Origin of the sequence: Flavivirga aquatica (assembly GCF_001747085.1) — a bacterium.
GTDB classification, from domain to species: domain Bacteria; phylum Bacteroidota; class Bacteroidia; order Flavobacteriales; family Flavobacteriaceae; genus Algibacter_C; species Algibacter_C aquatica.
Window position 1 is genome coordinate 1,179,535 of the sequence record NZ_MDJD01000054.1, and the last position, 19,327, is coordinate 1,198,861.

General features: G+C 31.7%; 21 protein-coding genes, 1 tRNA gene and 1 pseudogene. 15 read left to right on the plus strand and 8 right to left on the minus strand.

What is annotated here, in order from left to right:
- Positions 1-167: 167 nt before the first annotated feature.
- Genes A8C32_RS19280 through A8C32_RS19290 form a run of 3 tightly spaced genes read left to right on the plus strand, consistent with a single transcriptional unit; the run spans position 168 to position 1,362 of the window.
- Positions 168-707: an RNA polymerase sigma factor gene (locus tag A8C32_RS19280; RefSeq protein WP_069832005.1), complete on the plus strand. Its 540-nt coding sequence runs from the start codon at positions 168-170 to the stop codon at positions 705-707.
- Positions 708-719: 12 nt separating this feature from the next.
- Positions 720-1,121 (plus strand): hypothetical protein, encoded by a 402-nt coding sequence (locus A8C32_RS19285; protein WP_069832006.1) that lies wholly within the window; start codon positions 720-722, stop codon positions 1,119-1,121.
- A gap of 28 nt (positions 1,122-1,149) precedes the next feature.
- Positions 1,150-1,362, plus strand: a complete 213-nt coding sequence (locus A8C32_RS19290; RefSeq protein WP_069832007.1) for a hypothetical protein — start codon at positions 1,150-1,152, stop codon at positions 1,360-1,362.
- Between the two features lie 56 nt (positions 1,363-1,418).
- Here A8C32_RS19290 and A8C32_RS19295 read toward each other — a convergent pair.
- Positions 1,419-1,500, minus strand: a tRNA-Tyr gene (locus A8C32_RS19295).
- A 173-nt stretch (positions 1,501-1,673) separates the two neighbouring features.
- Between A8C32_RS19295 and A8C32_RS19300 the strand changes: the two genes are divergently transcribed.
- From A8C32_RS19300 to A8C32_RS19310, 3 genes are all read left to right on the plus strand, one after another.
- Complete coding sequence (locus A8C32_RS19300) at positions 1,674-2,453, plus strand: hypothetical protein (protein ID WP_069832008.1); 780 nt, start codon at positions 1,674-1,676, stop codon at positions 2,451-2,453.
- 4 nt (positions 2,454-2,457) lie between these two features.
- Positions 2,458-3,072 (plus strand): deoxynucleoside kinase, encoded by a 615-nt coding sequence (locus A8C32_RS19305; RefSeq protein ID WP_069832009.1) that lies wholly within the window; start codon positions 2,458-2,460, stop codon positions 3,070-3,072.
- 637 nt (positions 3,073-3,709) lie between these two features.
- Positions 3,710-4,618 (plus strand): IS1595-like element ISAlg2 family transposase, encoded by a 909-nt coding sequence (locus tag A8C32_RS19310; protein WP_069828596.1) that lies wholly within the window; start codon positions 3,710-3,712, stop codon positions 4,616-4,618.
- A 104-nt stretch (positions 4,619-4,722) separates the two neighbouring features.
- On the opposite strand, the gene A8C32_RS19315 is transcribed toward A8C32_RS19310, so the two are convergent.
- Positions 4,723-7,053: a sodium-translocating pyrophosphatase gene (locus A8C32_RS19315; protein ID WP_069832010.1), complete on the minus strand. Its 2,331-nt coding sequence runs from the start codon at positions 7,051-7,053 to the stop codon at positions 4,723-4,725.
- A 129-nt stretch (positions 7,054-7,182) separates the two neighbouring features.
- Positions 7,183-7,710 (minus strand): inorganic diphosphatase, encoded by a 528-nt coding sequence (locus tag A8C32_RS19320; RefSeq protein WP_069832011.1) that lies wholly within the window; start codon positions 7,708-7,710, stop codon positions 7,183-7,185.
- A gap of 179 nt (positions 7,711-7,889) precedes the next feature.
- Here A8C32_RS19320 and A8C32_RS19325 point away from each other — a divergent pair, with 179 nt between their 5' ends.
- The 5 genes from A8C32_RS19325 (at position 7,890) to A8C32_RS19345 (ending at position 14,445) form a co-directional block, all read left to right on the plus strand.
- Positions 7,890-10,121 (plus strand): M1 family metallopeptidase, encoded by a 2,232-nt coding sequence (locus A8C32_RS19325; protein WP_069832012.1) that lies wholly within the window; start codon positions 7,890-7,892, stop codon positions 10,119-10,121.
- Positions 10,122-10,156: 35 nt separating this feature from the next.
- Positions 10,157-11,620 carry a sulfatase gene (locus A8C32_RS19330; protein WP_069832013.1) on the plus strand — a complete coding sequence of 488 codons (1,464 nt, stop codon included), beginning with the start codon at positions 10,157-10,159 and terminating at the stop codon, positions 11,618-11,620.
- Between the two features lie 66 nt (positions 11,621-11,686).
- Positions 11,687-12,595, plus strand: coding sequence for an IS1595-like element ISAlg2 family transposase (locus A8C32_RS19335; protein ID WP_069828596.1), 909 nt, complete (start codon positions 11,687-11,689; stop codon positions 12,593-12,595).
- A 601-nt stretch (positions 12,596-13,196) separates the two neighbouring features.
- A complete protein-coding gene (locus tag A8C32_RS19340; protein WP_069832014.1) occupies positions 13,197-13,703 on the plus strand; it encodes a helix-turn-helix domain-containing protein in 507 nt (168 codons plus the stop codon).
- A 7-nt stretch (positions 13,704-13,710) separates the two neighbouring features.
- A complete protein-coding gene (locus A8C32_RS19345; RefSeq protein ID WP_069832015.1) occupies positions 13,711-14,445 on the plus strand; it encodes an IS630 family transposase in 735 nt (244 codons plus the stop codon).
- 85 nt (positions 14,446-14,530) lie between these two features.
- Here A8C32_RS19345 and A8C32_RS19350 read toward each other — a convergent pair whose 3' ends face one another.
- From A8C32_RS19350 to A8C32_RS19360, 4 genes are all read right to left on the minus strand, one after another.
- Positions 14,531-14,992, minus strand: a complete 462-nt coding sequence (locus A8C32_RS19350; protein ID WP_069832016.1) for an RDD family protein — start codon at positions 14,990-14,992, stop codon at positions 14,531-14,533.
- Positions 14,982-15,146, minus strand: a complete 165-nt coding sequence (locus A8C32_RS20135; protein WP_083253437.1) for an RHS repeat-associated core domain-containing protein — start codon at positions 15,144-15,146, stop codon at positions 14,982-14,984. Before A8C32_RS20135 ends, A8C32_RS19350 begins: the two co-directional genes overlap by 11 nt.
- A 149-nt stretch (positions 15,147-15,295) precedes the next feature.
- Positions 15,296-15,595 (minus strand): type II toxin-antitoxin system RelE/ParE family toxin, encoded by a 300-nt coding sequence (locus A8C32_RS19355; protein WP_069832017.1) that lies wholly within the window; start codon positions 15,593-15,595, stop codon positions 15,296-15,298.
- The gene (locus A8C32_RS19360; protein ID WP_069832018.1) at positions 15,596-15,835 is read right to left on the minus strand and encodes a hypothetical protein; all 240 of its coding nucleotides are present in this window, start codon (positions 15,833-15,835) and stop codon (positions 15,596-15,598) included.
- Positions 15,836-15,889: 54 nt separating this feature from the next.
- On the opposite strand from A8C32_RS19360, the pseudogene A8C32_RS19365 reads away from it, so the two are divergent.
- Positions 15,890-16,732, plus strand: a pseudogene (locus A8C32_RS19365) (IS91 family transposase); the annotation flags it as partial.
- A 236-nt stretch (positions 16,733-16,968) separates the two neighbouring features.
- On the opposite strand, the gene A8C32_RS19370 reads toward A8C32_RS19365, so the two are convergent.
- On the minus strand, positions 16,969-18,054 hold the full coding sequence (locus A8C32_RS19370; protein WP_069832019.1) for a hypothetical protein: 1,086 nt from the start codon (positions 18,052-18,054) through the stop codon (positions 16,969-16,971).
- A gap of 105 nt (positions 18,055-18,159) precedes the next feature.
- Between A8C32_RS19370 and A8C32_RS20835 the strand changes: the two genes are divergently transcribed.
- Genes A8C32_RS20835 through A8C32_RS19380 form a run of 3 tightly spaced genes read left to right on the plus strand, consistent with a single transcriptional unit; the run spans position 18,160 to position 19,227 of the window.
- Entirely contained in the window at positions 18,160-18,318 is a 159-nt protein-coding gene (locus A8C32_RS20835) for a hypothetical protein (RefSeq protein WP_165605871.1), read from the plus strand.
- A gap of 35 nt (positions 18,319-18,353) precedes the next feature.
- The gene (locus A8C32_RS19375; RefSeq protein WP_069832020.1) at positions 18,354-18,665 is read left to right on the plus strand and encodes a winged helix-turn-helix domain-containing protein; all 312 of its coding nucleotides are present in this window, start codon (positions 18,354-18,356) and stop codon (positions 18,663-18,665) included.
- Between the two features lie 7 nt (positions 18,666-18,672).
- Positions 18,673-19,227: an IS630 family transposase gene (locus tag A8C32_RS19380; RefSeq protein ID WP_123803492.1), complete on the plus strand. Its 555-nt coding sequence runs from the start codon at positions 18,673-18,675 to the stop codon at positions 19,225-19,227.
- The last annotated feature ends 100 nt before the right edge of the window (positions 19,228-19,327 follow it).

Consider the following 19,327-nt stretch of genomic DNA (forward strand, 5'->3'; position numbering starts at 1 on the left):
TCAAAAAAAAGTTTTAAAATTAGCTTCTATGTTAATTTTAAAAAAGATAAAAACCTTGTAATTGACTTTATAAAATTTTTATACTTTAAATTTATTCAATAAAAAATGCAATAACTTTAAAAAGCTTCGTCTTTCTAATTGAAGACCCTTTAAAAAAGTCTTTTTAAATGAACTCGAAATCTGAAAATAATAAAGAAAAACTCAACGATTTTTTTAAAGAAGAATATCATTCTCTTAAAGCTTATGTTAACTCAAAGCTCAAAGCAAGTATAAATCGCGATGCCGAGGATATTATCCAAGATGTGGCATTAAAATTATTTTCTGGAGCAGATAGATATTCCCCAATAAATAACGTTGCTGGTTTTGTATATCATTCAATTAAAAATAAAATCATTGATATTATGAGAATGAATAGATCTGTAATTAACTATAAAGATCAAAACGAAACGAAGTTAATAGAATTCACAGAACTAATATATGACAAATCAGATAGCAACTATTCGGAACAATTAAAAGATGAATTGAAGAAAAGCATATTAAGTTTAAAACCAAATTATAGAGATGTTATAATTGCAATAGATTTTGAAGGATATACTTATAAAGACATCTCTTTAGAAACAGGTATTCCCTTAGGAACATTAATGTCTAGACGGCATAGAGCTATTTCATTACTCTATAAAAAACTAGAAACAAAAAATATTAATTAAAATAAATAAAAAATGACAAATTTCTTTAAACATAAAATGAGAGGAAAATCTCCCATAGAAATTGCTGGATTAATTGTTTTCGGAACAATTTTTATAGCTGGATTAGCCATATTACTTGGTTTTATTATCATGTGGCTTTGGAATTGGTTGATGCCCGAAATATTTGGTTTAACAACACTTACATACTGGCAGTCTGTTGGAATTTTCATATTATTTAAAATCCTTCTTGGTGGCTGTGGTAGTGGTAGTAAAAAAGGCTCCAAACACTCAAAATCATCATGTAAAGAAGACTCTAAAAGTGATTTCAATAAATGGAAACATTACGATGAGTTTTGGAAAGAAGAAGGTGATTTGGCTTATAAAAATTATGTTGAACGCATAGGTAAAGAGCTAAACGAAGACTCTACTGAGTAATCAACCTAATCAATTAATAAAACTATATATGAACTTATTAATATTTAGAACAGATATAAAAACAAAGAAAAAAGTTAAAATAATAAAACCTCTTTTTAACAATCATTCTAGTATAATCAAATGGTCTATAGATATTGAAGATATAGATAACGTTTTAAAAATTGAGGCTACCAAAAATTTAAATGAAAACGATATAATTAACTTAATAAGAACAAAAGGGTTTTACTGTAAACCTCTATAAAGATAATATGAGTATAATAAAAAAGTCTGCATAAATGCAGACTTTTTAAGTTAAAGTGGGGAGAGCAGGATTCGAACCTGCGAAGACGTAGTCAGCAGATTTACAGTCTGCCCTCGTTGGCCGCTTGAGTATCTCCCCTAAAACCGTATGCAAATATATTACAGTTATTGAATATTATCAAATAAAAATGTTCGATTCTTTATAATAAAAATTGTTATTCTACAAAAAGCACTTATTATCAACATGATATCGATTAAACAAAAAATTATTTTTCTTTAAATTGGTTTGATTTTTGTATTTTTCAAACCTATATGAAGCATATTATTCATCTTTTTCTACTTTTCACATTACCAATATTCGCCCAAAAGACTATTGAAACCTCTTTTATTAAAAAAATAGGTTTCAACGCAGATACAATTATTACCATTGATAACTTTGAAACGACATATTATATAAGTAATAATGTATTTAACAAAAAAGGTATCGCAAAAACCATAACTTATAATAATTTACAATTAGGAGATCTAAATTCAGCAAATGCATTTAATTCACTAAAAATCAATCTATTTTATAAAGATTTCAATACTGTTATTATACTAGATAATAGATTAGCTGAAATATTTAAGATAGATTTTAATACACTTACAGAATATAAAAGTGTTTCTCACGTTTCTACAGGGCATGATAATACGCTATGGATATTTAATCAAGATTTTCAAAAGTTAGAACTTTTTGACTATAAATCTCAAACAACACGTGCTCAAACTGTACCTATACAAAGTAATATTTTAGATTTAAAAAGTAATTACAATTATTGCTGGTTATTAACAGAAGATTATCTTTATATCTATAATTACTTTGGTAGCTTAGTAAAAAAACTTAAAAACATAGGCTATACATCATTAATGGAAAGCAATGGGAATATCATCTTAAAAAAAGAAAATACACTATTTTATTTGAAAAAAAATAGTGATACTTCTATACCTATTAAAACACCAAATTTATTAATAGATCAGTTTTTTGTAACCAACGAAACCTTGTATATTTACAGTAACAAAACCTTACAACAATTCCATTTAAAAATTAACTAAGACTATGCATATTGCTATTGCCGGAAACATTGGCGCTGGAAAAACTACGCTTACCAAATTACTAGCAAAACATTATAATTGGGAAGCTCAACTGGAAGATGTAGTAGATAATCCATATTTAGATGATTTCTATAATCAAATGGAACGTTGGAGTTTTAATTTACAAGTTTACTTTTTAAATAGTCGATTTCGCCAAGTATTACAAATTCGTAAAAGCGGTAAAGACATTATACAAGATCGAACTATTTACGAAGATGCTCATATTTTTGCACCCAACTTGCATGCTATGGGCTTGATGACAAATCGTGATTATGAAAACTACAAATCGCTCTTTGATTTAATGGAGTCTCTTGTTCAAGGTCCAGATATATTAATTTATTTAAGAAGTTCTATTCCTAATTTAGTTTCTCAAATTCACAAACGCGGTCGAGATTATGAAAATTCAATAAGCATTGATTATTTAAGTAGATTGAATGAACGATATGAAGCTTGGATACATGGTTATAATAAAGGAAAACTATTAATTATAGACATTGATAATTTAAATTTCGTTGATAATCCAGAAGACTTAGGAACCGTTATCAATACTATTGATGCTGAAATTAATGGACTATTTTAAAACTAATATCTCTTAATAAAACTATTAAAACAAATCAACTTACCGTTTTTTAATCTAACTGAGCTTACAACTATCACCTTCTTTTCAATTCTAAAACCACTATAGAAACTCTAGCTATTAGAGCATTTGGTTTACCAGTCATTATAATACTTCAAATTATCCTAGTTATAGGTTCTCCATACAGGTTAAACTCCAATTTTTTACCATTACTTTATAATCTCAGACATTTAGGTATTAGCATGCTTATTACCACAGTTATTCATAAAGTTTATCAATATTTCAATTTCATGCTTTAGGAGGTACTAATCCTGAATATATTTCAAGTGATGTAAACACCAAAGATGTAGAAGCAGTAACTATTAGTCGTCATGATAATTTTATGCTATGGAGTTTTAGCTCATCTCCTGATTATTATGACAGAAGAAGTAAAAAAGGTGTTTACTAATGCTATTGTTTATATGAAACAGTTTAAAGTTTATATAAATGATTTCCTCCTTAAACAAAAACGAAAGAGTTAAAACTATAAAACAAAAAACCACGCTAATTACGTGGTTTTTGTTTTATTTAAATTATTTTTTGAATATCCGTAATTACTAATAATTGATTAAAAATGCTTATTTTGTTAAAAAAACAAGTCATGAATATTTTTAGTTTTACCGCCCATTTTGATAGTGAAGAAGCTTGTCGTACTCATTTTAAGCAAGAAAGAGATAAGATAGGAGTTAAATGCCAGCGTTGTGGTCATACTCATCACTATTGGATAAAGGCTGTTTGGAGCTATGAGTGCAAATCTTGTAGAGCCCGTACATCTTTGAGAAGTGGTACTATTATGCAAAATTCTAATCTATCTTTTATGATATGGTATAAGACAATGTTTTTGATGACTACTACCAAGAAAGGATTTTCTTCTAAAGAAATCCAGAAACAGCTTGGTTTAAAAAGGTATGAACCTGTCTGGGCGATGGTTCATAAACTTCGTAAAGCAATGGGTAACAGAGATGCCCGCTATACTTTAGAAGGTATGATTGAAATGGATGAAGGTTATTTTACGGTCGAATCTTCTGAAATAGAGCAACAAAAAGGAAAAAGAGGTCGTGGTGCAGTAGGAAAGCAAAACGTAATGATAATGGCAGAATCCACTCCCTTAGAAGACCCGAAAACCAACAAGAAGGATCGCCAATGTCGCTACTTTAAAGCCAAAGTGCTGACAGATCATAAGGCTGATGGTGTAAATGATACTGTTAAAGAGTCTTTAGACGAACAAAGCATTGTTTTTACTGATAAAAGTACTTCATATGTTGATATTGCTGATTTTGTAGAACTACATATTAGTGAAAAATCAGATAAACAAACTACTAAAGAGACCTTGAAATGGGTACATATTACCATAAGCAATGCCAAACGAAACTTACTTGGAAATTATCACAAAATTAAAGGCAAATACCTACAACTCTACCTAAACGAATTTGTTTACAAACTCAATCGAAGATATTTTGAGGAAAAACTATTCGATAGACTAGTAATAGCTGGAATTACTGGATTATGAGTAAAAACGGATATTCAATAATTATTTAAAACTTCACCAAAACTATACATTATCGTTTTTTACAACACCTATGCTTTTAATTAACTATTTTGAAATACTACCCCCTAAAGTGTACTTATCTTAGTTCTTACCTCTGCCTCAGTACCTTTAAAGGTTTCATAACTTGTTGTTACTTCTCCTGCTTCAGTAGTAATTGTAGTAACTATAGCTTTCGCTGTACCATCATCACTTGTATTCATTTCTACTTTAACTTCTTTTGAAACATTATTTACAATTTCAGTATCATTTTTTTCAGAAACATAAGCAGTCACAACTTCAGTAGTTAATGCTATACTAGGCGCTATTACCAAAGCAACAACGCTCATTAATTTTAATAAAATATTTAAAGAAGGCCCGGAAGTATCTTTAAATGGATCACCAACTGTATCTCCTACAACTGCAGCTTTATGAGCATCTGTTCCTTTTTTACCTTGTTCTTCAATAGTTTTTTTAGCATTATCCCAAGCACCTCCTGCGTTAGATTGAAAAATAGCCATAAGTACACCACACGTGGTAACACCTGCAAGTAAACCTCCAAGCATTTCAGCGCCTCCAATGAACCCAACAGCTACAGGAACAGCAATTGCCAACAAACCTGGAAATACCATCTCTCTAATAGATGCTTTTGTTGAAATATCAACACACTTATCATATTCCGCATATCCATCGGCAGCATCAAATATTTTTCTATCAGCTTCAGAAGCTTTACTCATATCAGAATCATATTTACGCATAACTTCAAGAGCTGCTTTTAACTGCGGGATATCTCTAAACTGGCGACGTACCTCTTCAATCATAGCCATGGCTGCACGACCAACAGCATTCATTGATAAAGCTGAAAACACAAATGGCAACATCCCTCCTACTAATAATCCTGCCATAATTTGAGGCTGTGACACATCAATGGCTCTAACATTAGCTGTTTTCATAAAGGCAGCAAACAGCGCTAATGCTGTTAAAGCCGCAGAAGCAATAGCAAATCCTTTTCCTATAGCAGCCGTCGTATTTCCTACAGCATCTAATTTATCTGTACGCTCGCGAACTTCACTAGGTAGCTCTGCCATTTCAGCAATACCACCAGCGTTATCAGAAATTGGTCCGTAAGCATCAACAGCCAATTGAATACCTGTATTAGCTAACATCCCAACCGCAGCAATCGCAATACCATATAAACCTGCAAAGTAATGTGATACTAAAATAGCAGCAGCTATTAAAAGAATAGGAATCGCTGTAGACATCATACCAATACCTAAACCAGCAATAATGTTTGTTGCTGCTCCGGTTTCAGACTGTCTTACTATAGAGTTTACAGGTCCTTTTCCTGTTGCTGTATAATATTCAGTTACTTTACCAACTGCTAAACCAGCTACTAAACCGGCAATAGTTGCCCAAAACACACCCATTGCACCAAAAGGTAGTTCAGCATGAAATTCAGGAATTAAGGCATTAATAATAAAATAAGATGCTATAACCATTAACCCTGCCGAACCAAATTCCCCAATATTTAATGCGGTTTGCGGATTACCTCCATCTTTTACTCTTACAAAAAAAGTTCCTATTATAGACATAATAATTCCAACAGCTGCTAAAACCAAAGGTAAGTACACTGCTCCCAATCCATTAAAATCTGGTGTTAAAATAAATGCTCCTAATACCATGGTACCAATAATTGAGCCTACATAAGATTCAAATAAATCTGCTCCCATTCCAGCAACATCTCCAACATTATCTCCAACATTATCTGCTATAGTTGCAGGGTTTAATGGGTGATCTTCTGGAATACCAGCTTCAACTTTCCCTACTAAATCGGCTCCTACATCGGCAGCCTTGGTATAAATACCTCCTCCAACACGGGCAAATAATGCAATAGACGATGCACCTAATGAAAATCCTGAAAGCACATTAAGCACTTCATTAATCCCCCAACCTTGGGCACTATAAATTATAAACAAACCACTAAGTCCTAAAACACCAAGACCAACAACTCCTAACCCCATAACAGCTCCACCTGCAAAAGCAACTTCTAAAGCTTTCCCTAGAGAGGTTCTAGCCGCACTTGTTGTTCTAACATTAGCTTTTGTTGCCACTTTCATCCCTATAAATCCTGCCAGAGCAGAACATATAGCACCTACGATAAAGGAAATAGCTACCATGCCATTAGAGCCTTCCTCAGTATTCCCTTTAAAGAATAATAAGATTGCTACTGCAATCACAAATATTGATAAAATTTTGTATTCTGCCTTAAGAAAAGACATGGCACCATCTGCAATGCTTTTGGCAATCCTTTTCATCTTTTCATCGCCTTGATCTTGTTTTGTGACCCAAGCACTTTTAATAAACACAAAAGCTAATGCTAACACACCAAAAAGTGGTAAAAATTTCACTATTATTTCCATATTAATACGTTGGTTTTTAGTTATTAATTTTTTAACTGAGTTAAAAGTAGGAAAATAAAAGTGATAAAAAAAACCACCTTAAATTTAAGATGGCTTATTGTTTTTGTCTATATTTTATGACATATTAAACTAAATAGTGAAAGTTCTCTTTTTCTTATGTTCACTTGCATCATAACGTTCTACACATTCGTTATATATTTTCACAGCTTCTTCTGCATCTCCCCATCCACCTGTGTCAACTTTCTTTTCTTCTAAATCTTTATATACTTGAAAAAAATGCTCTATTTCTTTAAGTCTATGTGGATTAATATCTGTAATATCTGTTTTCTTACTCCAAATAGGGTCTGAAACTGGTACACATATTATTTTCTCATCTGGTCCTTTTTCATCAGTCATATGAAAAACGCCTATTGGTCTAACTTCCATAACTACCATTGGATAAGTTGGTTGGTGACCTAAAACTAAAACATCTAAAGGATCCTTATCTAAGGCTAATGTTTCTGGAATAAAACCATAATCACCAGGATACATCATTGATGAAAATAACATGCGATCAAAACGAATTTTATGTAGTGTAAAATCGTATTCATACTTATTTCTACTCCCTTTTGGAATTTCTATTAAAACATCAAAAGTTAATGGGGTTTCTTTGCTCATAATTATAATTTTCGGTGTTCAAAGGTACTGAACACTTCTTCTTTAAGCAACAAAAACTACTTGTTTTCTAACTTTTAACAAAAGGTTAAACATTCCTTAATCTCTCAGATAATTTATTAAAAAAGCGTATGAATATTTACTATATTGTGCAAGACTAATTCAATTAATCACAAAAAATCATGCGCTTTTTTCTTTATCTTTTTTTAACACTTTTCTCATCATCAATCCTTAACGCACAAAACCAACCCTGGCAAGGTAAATTCGAGCCCATAGATCGTATTATTGCTCCTCCTAACATATATAGGACAGCAAGTGGAGCCCCTGGAAAAGCCTATTGGCAACAACGTGCTAATTATAAAATAAAAGCGACTCTAGACGAAAAAAATAATACCTTAACTGGAGAAGAAACCATTACCTATTTTAATAATTCCCCTGACAATTTAAGTTACTTATGGATTCAGCTTGAGCAAAATGTAAATAAAAAAGAAAATGAAGATTTTGGAGCTGTAAATAATCGCATAAAAGATTCAATAACTACTAGGCAAATGCAGTTTCTCACTAGGCCTATAGATTTCCCTGCAGGCTACACCATAAAATATGTGAAAGATAATGATGGTAAGGCTATAAAAACCATGGTTAACAATACCATGATGAAAGTGAAATTGAATACTGTTCTTAAATCTGGTGAATCTACAAACATATCCATAGCATGGTCTTACCCAATAACAGATAGAAGTTTATTTTTATTATCTAGAGAAGGTTATGAATACTTTCCCGAAGATGATAATACTGTTTATCTTATAGCGCATTGGTTCCCTAGAATGGCGGTTTATAATGATACGGAAGGTTGGCAAAATCAGCAATTTCATAAATTAGGTGAATTTGCATTAGAGTTTGGAGACTATGAAGTTGAAATCACAGTTCCTGAAAACCATATTGTGGCTTCTACTGGTTTACTTCAAAATAGTGAATCTGTGCTAACTAAAACGCAGCGTAAAAGAATGGATAAGGCTAAAAAATCTTTTGATAAACCTATTATGATTATTACTAAGAAGGAAGCTGAGTTCAATGAAAAAGAAAAATCTTCTAAACAAAAAACTTGGAAGTTTAGCGCTAAAAATGTTAGAGATTTTGCATTTGCATCTTCACGAAAATTTATGTGGGATGCACAAGCCGTTAAACTACCTACTAATACCGTAATGGCTATGTCATTCTACCCTAAGGAAGGCTTACCTGTATGGCAAGGAGAATCTACTAAAGCCATAGTGCATGCTCTTGAAGTCTATTCGGAAGCTACTTTCGATTACCCTTATCCTGTTGCGATTTCAGTTAATACTTCAAATATAGGTATGGAGTTTCCTATGATTAGTTTTAATGGAGGTCGACCAAAAAATGGAAAAATAAGTGATGCAGCCAAAGCGAGTATGATAGGCACTATTATTCATGAAGTTGGGCACAATTGGTTTCCTATGATTGTAAGTTCTGATGAACGTAAATGGATGTGGATGGATGAAGGTTTAAATACCTTTTTACACCATAGAACACTGGCTGAAAGATACCCTAATTTTAATAGTGTAACACCTAAAAGTATCGTACCATTTATGAGTGGCGATAAAAATATTTTACGCCCAATAATGACGACTTCAGATAATGAATTACTGTCTCAATTTGGTGCCAATTTTTATTTAAAACCTACTGTTGGTTTACAAATGCTACGAAACTCTATTATTGGAAAAGAACTCTTTGACGATGCCTTTAAAGAATATGCCAACAGATGGAAATATAAACATCCCAATCCTGCCGATTTATTTAGAACTATAGAAGATGCTACTGCAACCAATTTAGATTGGTTTTACAGAGGTTGGTTTTTCACTACCGATCATGTAGATATGGAACTTAACAATGTAAAATGGTTTCAAGTTCATGAAGAAAACATTAATATTGAAGACCAACAGAAAGCTCGTAAATTAAAAATAGAATCTAATAATAATAACAATGAGTTAGCTAAAGATTTTTCTAGTGGACCAGAAGTAATAACTATGACCTCTACACCTGATGCATCTTATGGTCAGTTTTTATCAAGATTAAATGAACCTGAAATACGCAAACAATTATCTGGTAAAAACATTTATGAAGTTACCATAAAAAATGTAGGTGGATTAGTTATGCCAATAACTATTGAATGGATTTTTACCGATGGAACAACCGAAATAGATAGACTACCTGCTGAAATATGGCGTAGAAATGAATACGAAACACAACAAACATTTATAAAAAACAAAGAAGTTAGTAAAATTAACTTAGATCCCAATTTTGAATTCGCCGATACCAATGTAAAAAATAACAGTTTCCCTAAAACCAAAGCCAAATCAGGTTTTGATGTTTTTAAAACTAAAAAAGCCAAAAATTGATTTTACATCAGCCTCATTATTATTTTAAATTAAATATGATAAAGAACACCTTTTTAATACTCGCTTTAATATTATTTTCCGCATGCGCGAATAATAATAATAATAATAAAGAAAACATTGTATTTATTCTAGTAGACGATTTAGGCTGGACAGATTTAGGATATTCAGGAAGTACATTTCACGAAACGCCAAACATTGATGCTTTTAGTAAAGAAAGCATTCAATTTACTAATGCTTATGCCTCTGCATCTGTATGCTCACCTTCAAGAGCTGCTTTAATGACAGGAAAACATCCTGCCAGATTAAATATTACAGATTGGATACCTGGCTATATCCCCGACAATGAAAAATTAAAAGGACCAAATATATTAAATGAACTCCCACTTTCTGAAACTACACTTCCAGAAGTTTTTAAAGCCCATGGTTATAAAACTTTTTTCGCTGGCAAATGGCATTTAGGTAATACTGGTTTTTTTCCAGAAGATCAAGGTTTCGATATTAATATTGGAGGGCACCATAAAGGAAGCCCTCCGGGGGGCTATTACTCGCCATATAAAAACCCTAAACTATTAAACGGTCCAAAAGGCGAATATTTAACAGATAGATTAACCAATGAGTCTATTAATTTTCTAGACACTATTGATAATACCCCCTTCTTCTTATATTTAAGTTATTATACAGTACACACTCCTATTCAACCAAACACGCAATACATTAACAAGTTCAATAAAAAGTTAGCAGATACAAAAGAAGATATGTCTTCTACTTTTAAAGATGAACGAAGAGGCAAAACAGCTTTAAAACAAAATAATCCAGCTTATGCTTCTATGTTATATGCTTTAGATAAAAATATTGGTAAACTCATTACGAAACTCAAGAAAAAGGGTTTATACAATAATACTACTTTAGTTTTCACATCGGATAATGGTGGGCTTTCTACAGTCCTAAAAAATAAAAAGCAAAAAGCACCTACAGCAGTAGTTCCTTTAAGAGGTGGTAAAGGTTGGCTATACGAAGGCGGAATTAGAATTCCGTTATTAATTAAACCTTCTAATTATTCTGGCGAAAGCAAAATTATTGATACACCTGTAATTAGCCATGACTTCTATCCTACGCTACTTTCATTAGCGGACATAAAAACGGGTGCTGCATCTAATCTTATAGACGGTATCGATTTAAGCCCTATTTTAATTACCAACAACAATTCAATTGACAGAAAGGAACTATTTTGGCATTACCCTCACTATCACGCTAGTGGTTGGGCTCCTGGTGCTGCCATAAGACAAAATAATTGGAAACTAATCGAATTTTACGACTCTAGCACATTAGAGCTTTACAATTTATCTGAAGATATTTCTGAAACTCATGATTTATCTTTAAAATACCCTAAAAAAGTAAAGGCGCTTCAAAACAGATTACATGAACTTCAAAAATCAATGAATGCCAATACTGTTAGTAATAATATAGATTATAAAATGGGGGAATTAAAAAGTCAATAACTTTATTGAATATCCGTAATTACTAATAATTGATTAAAAATGCTTATTTTGTTAAAAAAACAAGTCATGAATATTTTTAGTTTTACCGCCCATTTTGATAGTGAAGAAGCTTGTCGTACTCATTTTAAGCAAGAAAGAGATAAGATAGGAGTTAAATGCCAGCGTTGTGGTCATACTCATCACTATTGGATAAAGGCTGTTTGGAGCTATGAGTGCAAATCTTGTAGAGCCCGTACATCTTTGAGAAGTGGTACTATTATGCAAAATTCTAATCTATCTTTTATGATATGGTATAAGACAATGTTTTTGATGACTACTACCAAGAAAGGATTTTCTTCTAAAGAAATCCAGAAACAGCTTGGTTTAAAAAGGTATGAACCTGTCTGGGCGATGGTTCATAAACTTCGTAAAGCAATGGGTAACAGAGATGCCCGCTATACTTTAGAAGGTATGATTGAAATGGATGAAGGTTATTTTACGGTCGAATCTTCTGAAATAGAGCAACAAAAAGGAAAAAGAGGTCGTGGTGCAGTAGGAAAGCAAAACGTAATGATAATGGCAGAATCCACTCCCTTAGAAGACCCGAAAACCAACAAGAAGGATCGCCAATGTCGCTACTTTAAAGCCAAAGTGCTGACAGATCATAAGGCTGATGGTGTAAATGATACTGTTAAAGAGTCTTTAGACGAACAAAGCATTGTTTTTACTGATAAAAGTACTTCATATGTTGATATTGCTGATTTTGTAGAACTACATATTAGTGAAAAATCAGATAAACAAACTACTAAAGAGACCTTGAAATGGGTACATATTACCATAAGCAATGCCAAACGAAACTTACTTGGAAATTATCACAAAATTAAAGGCAAATACCTACAACTCTACCTAAACGAATTTGTTTACAAACTCAATCGAAGATATTTTGAGGAAAAACTATTCGATAGACTAGTAATAGCTGGAATTACTGGATTATGAGTAAAAACGGATATTCAAAATAACTTTTAAGTAATATCAAAAATTAAAACTATTTTATTTAAAACTCAATAATTAAATGCTATAAAATTTCAGTACGAAATATCTTTATCACAAAATAATACCAATTATAATTTAAAACAAGCCTTAAAAGTTTTTATATAAAATTCAGATTTTACAATGTTGATTATATTATTGTTGATTTGTGTTTTTACAGTTTGATTTAACCAATGTTTAAGCTCTTTGATATTTTCAAATGTTCTGTTTTTAAATCGTTCTTTTAAATATTGCTATACTTTTTCGCAAGGATTTAATTCCGGGGTATATGGAGGTATTCTAATAAGCTTAATATTATCTGGGGTATTTATATGAAAACCTGCATTGTCAATGATCAGAACCTTTAATTCTTCGGGTCAAAAAAGAGATAGCGCTTTAAAATAAGCTTCAAAAATCAGGGTATCAACGCCTTCTACTTCCCAGGTAAAATGACTCCCATCAATTGGAGAATAGCTTCCGTACAAATATGAAACTGTATTAGCAGTAGCGACACGTGTTATACTATTTTTTATTTTAATTTTCTCAAAAAAAATTATATCTTTATATTATGGCAAAAATAATTGATATTCAGATTTCTGAGAGTGAATTAAAGTTGAAACAACTTTACAATAAGGAAACAAGTAGGTTAAAACGTAGTAGGTTAAAAGCATTGCTATTGATAAAGCAAGGAAAATGTAAATACACCAAAGAAGTTGCTAAAAAAGTAAAATATGACCGTCGTAGCATATACAATTGGTTAAAAATGTATGAAGAAGGCGGTCTGGATAATTTATGTACCGTTTCAAGTGGCGGTAACAATACAAAATTACTTAAAGAATCAACAATTAAAGAGATAGACAGATTATTAAATAATCCTAATAGTACTATTACCAGTTATGTAGAGTTATTGTCTATTCTGACTGAAACCACCCAAAAGGACATAACCTATTCAGCACTATATCAACATTGTAAGTCAAAGCACTATTCTAAATTAAAAGTAGCAAGAAAATCACATCATAAAAAAGATGAGCAGGCTGTAGAGGCTTTTAAAAAAACTCCCCAACCTATTAACTAATATTAGAATGCGTCTTAATAAAGATAAGTATGATAGTATTGATATAATGTTTCAAGATGAGGCTAGATTTCGGTTGATGACTCATCAGAAAAGAACCCTCACCGCTAGAGGAGTTCAAGCAAAAGTACACTACCAACATAGCTATAAATATGTATGGCTTTGGGGTAGTTTTTCACCAATAACGGGACATGCCTTTTACTGGGAAACACCAATTGTAAACAATGCTATATTTGAGAGCTATTTAAAAGAACTTAGCCAACAAAACCCAAGAGAGTATAAAATTTTAGTAATAGACAATGCTGGTTTTCATGCTTGTAAAAATATAGAAATACCAGAAAACATTTATCTTTTAAATATACCTCCTTATTCTCCAGAGCTAAATCCAGCAGAAAAAGTATGGCAATGGATGAAGGATAGAATAGCTATGAAGTTTTTTGAATCCATAGAGGATTTACAAAATAGGATAACAGAGACTATACAATTGATGGACGCAAAAATAATTAAATCAATTACAGGATACGAGTTATACACTAAACCTTTTATTGAGAAAATTCAAATACGAAATTGTATTACCCTAGTTGTTGGGGATTATCTTATTGGTAAAACTAATTTATTGCTTGATAAAGATGCTGTAGATAGGTTGGTAAGGATTTCTGAACTTAATGAAGATAACAAAACCTTTATCCTTAATATGATTGATATGGCTTTACGTGACTTTAAAACTAAAAAAGCTTACGCATAAAAAAAGCTACCTGTTACAGTAGCTTTAATTCTTATTTTTTTTTGATTACTCTATACGGCACTCGACACAGTCGTAGCGCTAGCGTTTACTCAGTCGAGCGCGAGGGGAGTAGTTTTGTATCAGAAAAAATTTCATGCCAAAACATTTTCTCTTTAGTAAACAAAAACGAAATCGGATTAAAAGGGAATAAACGAATAATTGTCCTAATAAAAATCGCTATAAACATATTCAATGAACTTGACTTATTAACAATTACTTTAAACTTAAAAAGTTTTTTACCAATAGTAACAAGAAAAAAATACTCACATAAAATAAAGTAACTAAAATAACTTATAAAATAATTTAATAAGCTAGATGAATTAGAACTATTTCCAGTAATAAAAATAGCATCCTGTTGAATTGGCGCTCCTAACCAATCACTACCATCGTGATTCCATTTAATACCATCAGTTACTGTTCCTGGCAATACACCTTTAACACAGTCTTCTCCTTTTTTATTCGTACACCCACTACTAGGGTCTACATTAGATGCTGGATTATTCCCCATAAGGGTCAGGACTTATCCAACGCCCAATACGAGAATCATACAATCTTAGCTGAAAAGAATTAATTCCACTACCTATTTCAGGTTCTTTCTCTGCATACTCACCTTGATATCCGTAACGGTAATCACCTTCAACATTCCTATTAGGCATTGGCATACCAAAGGGATAACACCCTATATACTATTTTTAGGAGTTACTTTATTTAAAAGAACGTATGATTAATCTTAACGTTAATCAAAATCTAAGATATAAAAAACCACCTAGATGCTAGATGGTTTTACATTAATTTTTATGTGGTAATTACTTTATTTACGAAGTTTTAAAGGATTCTGATAAGTATCAAAAACTTGAAGTATTTTTATTTCATCATCATTAACTGGTTTGTAGATAATTTTAAAATGTCTTACTACCATTCTACGGTATGGCTCACCCAAAAATTCATCTACTTGATACTGTTTTACGTAATGAATATTTATACCAGCATCATATATGTCACTGATAACATTTCGGGCTAGGTTTTCAGATTTGGTTTTCTTTTTTACTCTTTTAAAAATATGCCTTATATCCTGTTCAGCATTTTCAGACCATTCAATTTTCAAACCCATTTACCAAGACTGCATTCGCTTTTTTAATTCTTCTGATGAAATAAAGTTGCCTTTTTCTGCATCTTTAACCTTTTGAATATACTTCTTTTTTGTTAAAGGTTCGCCTTGAACTGTGTAAGCAACAATTTCATCTTTACTACTATGCTCTTCTATATAGCGCAAAACACCTTGTAGCATCGAAGAATCCTCAATAGCATTGAGTTTATTTAAAATAGTATTTCTTAATTCTATTGCTCCCATAATTACAAATATACAAATTATTAAATTTTTATGCTTTTTTATCTTATTAATCATAATAGCATAGCACTTGCAGATGCAAAAACGCTCTATAATATTTTATTTGATTCTGTTTGGCAGACGCTTTGCTGTTTTGCTAAGAATCCCAAGCACTTAGGAGCAAAAATGGGTATGATTGCCGTCTTACATACTTGGGGACAAAATTTAAGTCTACATCCTCACCTGCATTGCATCGTGCCCAAAGGAGGTGTTACTAAATCAGGGTATTGGAAAAAGGCAAAAGGCAAAGACCATTTTCTTTTTAGTGTGAAGGCTTTAAGTAAAAAGTTCAGAGGCCTTTTTGTCTCTAAACTAAGAAAGCAACTCCCTGGAATTCCGCAGGCATTGTATGATAAATTATTTTCTAAGAAATGGGTGGTTTATGCCAAAGCTCCTTTTGGTAAACCTGAACATGTTATTGAATATTTAGGACGCTACACACATAAAATAGCGATTAGTAATCATAGAATATTAAACATAGATACCACTAATAGAACCGTAACATTTAGTTTAAAAAATTACCGTAATCAAGGTGAGAAAACAACACAAACCTTATCTAAACAGAACTTTATTAAACGTTTTCAAAATCATATTCTACCTAAAGGATTTACAAGAATTCGGCATTACGGATTTTTAAGTAGCAGCTGGAAAAAGGAAAAATTACCAAGACTACAACTCCAATTATTAGATAAAGATCTAGAAACGACAGCTGTATTAACTCATCAAGAGACCTCGTTACATCGACGTTGTAGACATTGTAAAAAAGGGATTTTAATCACCTTACTAACTTTTGATAGTCGTGGACCGCCATTTGATTACAAAAAAATAGCAACACGTAAAATACAGAAATATAAAAATTAAGGCTATGACCATGTGCTCATACAGGATAACTATGGACTAAATTTAAATAATTAGAATAAAATACTGACTTAAAGAAGATTGTGAATGAAAATAGTTTGTAAAATACACGTTTTAATGTCTTAACTAAGTTGCTCTTAGTACTCCTTATGTGATTTCTGCTTTAATAAATACTTTCAAGAAAACGTTTTCCCCCTTATTTAAGTAACGGATCAGTCAACAAGACATATAGCATTGGCCTATCGGCACGCCATATGCTTAGTTAATAGGTTGCCTTTTTTAGTTACTCCTAACTGTTTTTGGTGTAATAAGGTTACCAAATTGGTTAACTGCAAAAACTGTTTAATTTGTTTATAATCTTCATCGAAATACCTCGCTATATTTAATTGCTCCAAATGTGGATTTACTACGTTTACGGGTTTTAATTCCCGGAAAACGAATTGTAGTAATTTTATTGAGTTTTCAACCTCGGTTTCATTTATCAACCCGCCACATTTTTTAATGGCTTGGGTGGTGATGGCTTGTTTTATGGCTTTTGGATTGGTAAGTGGTAGCGTAACCACATTATCAGATTTAAGCAACTCGTTATAACCAGTATTGGTGCTACTGATAAAACTTAGATTCCCGTTTACCAATCTGTTTTTGGCTCTATAAGTGCCTTCTATGGTGTTTTCACTTACCAGTCTATCGACCTGACCTTGTGTAATAAGTTCCGTTAGCGCAGTATTATTTTTACCAAGTTTATCGATGGTTGGCAACAGTAGTACTTTGTTATTCCAATAATTTCTATCAGGTACATAATACAGCACATTATCACTTATAGAAGTTTTAAAACGATTCACCTCAATTGGTAATACTTTTGAAAATGATTGTATTAGTTCGTTTGTTAGCTCTGTATTACCCTGTAGTATACCATGTGTGGTATTTGGTAATTTACTGCTAAGAGCAATTAAAAATAGCTGTAATCCAATCTTAGGACTGGCTACGCCAGATTTAACCAATAGTTGTTGTAAATCTTCTGTTAGCGTATCGCTTCTAAGTATCTTATCTACCTTTTTGGAAACCTTGGGTTGTGGTGATGCAATGGCATGTGTTTCTGGAATATAGGTGGATTTATCTTTACGGTACTGTTCCAGTCGTTCTATGACATCGTAAACGAAATTAGTAATTTTAGTTTCGTCTTCCTTTAACCTTATTTGCGCATTTTTTATAAAGTGCTGTACATTTCTTTCGTCATACAAATCCACATTATTGCGATGTACATCGGATGCATTTTGATTTGGTCTTTTACTTATTTTAAGTAATACGTTAAACCTTGTAACCACTTGGTTGTTTCTGAATCCTATAACTTCTATCTGAAGATTTTCATCTGTATAGCTAATACTATTTTTTTATTTTAATTTTCTCAAAAAAATTTATATCTTTATATTATGGCAAAAATAATTGATATTCAGATTTCTGAGAGTGAATTAAAGTTGAAACAACTTTACAATAAGGAAACAAGTAGGTTAAAACGTAGTAGGTTAAAAGCATTGCTATTGATAAAGCAAGGAAAATGTAAATACACCAAAGAAGTTGCTAAAAAATAAAATATGACCGTCGTAGCATATACAATTGGTTAAAAATGTATGAAGAAGGCGGTCTGGATAATTTATGTACCGTTTCAAGTGGCGGTAACAATACAAAATTACTTAAAGAATCAACAATTAAAGAGATAGACAGATTATTAAATAATCCTAATAGTACTATTACCAGTTATGTAGAATTATTGTCTATTCTGACTGAAACCACCCAAAAGGACATAACCTATTCAGCACTATATCAACATTGTAAGTCAAAGCACTATTCTAAATTAAAAGTAGCAAGAAAATCACATCATAAAAAAGATGAGCAGGCTGTAGAGGCTTTTAAAAAAACTCCCCAACCTATTAACTAATATTAGAATGCGTCTTAATAAAGATAAGTATGATAGTATTGATATAATGTTTCAAGATGAGGCTAGATTTCGGTTGATGACTCATCAGAAAAGAACCCTCACCGCTAGAGGAGTTCAAGCAAAAGTATACTACCAACATAGCTATAAATATGTATGGCTTTGGGGTAGTTTTTCACCAATAACAGGACATGCCTTTTACTGGGAAACACCAATTGTAAACAATGCTATATTTGAGAGCTATTTAAAAGAACTTAGCCAACAAAACCCAAGAGAGTATAAAATTTTAGTAATAGACAATGCTGGTTTTTATGCTTGTAAAAATATAGAAATACCAGAAAACATTTATCTTTTAAATATACCTCCTTATTCTCCAGAGCTAAATCCAGCAGAAAAAGTATGGCAATGGATGAAGGATAGAATAGCTATGAAGTTTTTTGAATCCATAGAGGATTTACAAAATAGGATAACAGAGACTATACAATTGATGGACGCAAAAATAATTAAATCAATTACAGGATACGAGTTATACACTAAACCTTTTATTGAGAAAATTCAAATATGAAATTGTATAACTTTTATTTTAAAGAACGTATGATTAATCTTAAATTAATCGAAATCTAAGATATAAAAAACCACCTAGAAACTAGATGGTTTTACATTAA